The sequence below is a fragment of the Streptomyces sp. SID14478 genome, from assembly GCF_010548525.1.
Classification (GTDB): Bacteria; Actinomycetota; Actinomycetes; order Streptomycetales; family Streptomycetaceae; genus Streptomyces.
In genome coordinates, this window is sequence record NZ_JAAGMG010000533.1 from 1 (window position 1) to 1,318 (window position 1,318).

Sequence of the window (1,318 nt, forward strand, 5' to 3'; positions counted from 1 at the left end):
CGCCGGGCCGCGGACCACATGGCGCGCAGGCCGGCGGCCAGGTCGCCCTCGACGTCGATCTCGCCGGTGACGTACGCCTGGGCGAGGCCCAACTCGCCCGGCTGCCACAGGAGTCGGCGCAGGGCCCGCCGGGAGCGGACGACGACGACAGGGCCTTCGGACGGTCCGGTCTCGGTGCCGTCCCAGGCGCGCAGGCGAACCGGCAGCGGGCCGCCGAGCGCTGCCTCGGCGATCTCGGCGAGTCGGTGGGCCGCCCCGGTCCGGGCGTAACGGGTGGCGGTCATCGGCGGGTGTCCTCCTTGGTGAGCAAGTACTGCTGGACGTCGAGGTATCCGGAGCGGAACCCGGCTTCCGAGTAGGCGAGATAGAACGTCCACATGCGGCGGAACGTCTCGTCGAAGCCCAGGGCGGCGACCTCGTCCGCACGCGCGGCGAACCGCTCGCGCCACAGGCGCAGCGTCTCGGCGTAGTGGGCCCCGTAGCCGTCCCGGCGGCTGATGGTGAGCCGGGTGTGGTCGTGCACGGCCTGGGCGATCGCCTCGACCGACGGCAGCGAGCCGCCGGGGAAGATGTACTTCTGGATCCACGTGAACGTGGAACGGCTGGCCAGCATCCGGTCGTGCGGCATGGTGATCGCCTGCAACGCGACGCGCCCGCCCGCGGCGAGGCGCTCGTCGAGGGTGCGGAAGTACACCGGCCAGAACTCCGCGCCGACGGCCTCGATCATCTCGACGCTGACGACGGCGTCGTAGGTGCCGCGCGCGTCGCGGTAGTCGCACAGCTCCACGCGGGCACGGTCGGACAGCCCGGCCGCGGCGATGCGGGCGCGGGCGAGGTCGCGCTGCTCGTGGGAGAGGGTGAGCGAGGTGACGTCCGCGCCGCGGGCGGCGGCGCGCACGGCGAGTTCGCCCCACCCGGTGCCGATCTCCAGCACGCGGCTGCCCTCGCGCACTCCGGCGAGGTCGAGCAGCCGGTCGATCTTGCGGCGCTGGGCGTCGGCGAACAGGTCCCACGTGGCCGGCAGGGCACGGAAGAGCGCCGCGGAGTAGGTGAGGGTGTCGTCGAGGAACAGGGCGAACAGATCGTTGGACAGGTCGTAGTGGCGGCTGATGTTGGTCCGCGAGCCGTCCGGGGTGTTGCGCTGCTCCTGCGGGCGGCGCAGCGCCCACAGCCCGCGCAGCCGCTGCAACGGGGCGGGGACCAGCTCGGCGGCGTGCGCGGCGAGCACGGTGAGCGCCGCCACGAGGTCGGGGGCGTCCCATTCGCCGGCCATGTACGACTCGCCGAATCCGACGAGTCCCTGTCGCCCGATGCGGCG

Annotated in this window: 1 protein-coding gene and 1 pseudogene; both read right to left on the minus strand. The window is 73.6% G+C overall.

Annotated elements, in window-relative coordinates; translation table 11 throughout:
* Positions 1–284: pseudogene (locus G3I40_RS17505) on the minus strand (SAM-dependent methyltransferase); the annotation flags it as partial.
* Positions 281–1,318 (minus strand): cyclopropane-fatty-acyl-phospholipid synthase family protein (locus G3I40_RS17510; protein ID WP_164303085.1); only part of this gene is annotated, 1,038 nt, incomplete at its 5' end. The pseudogene G3I40_RS17505 and the gene G3I40_RS17510, both read right to left, overlap by 4 nt.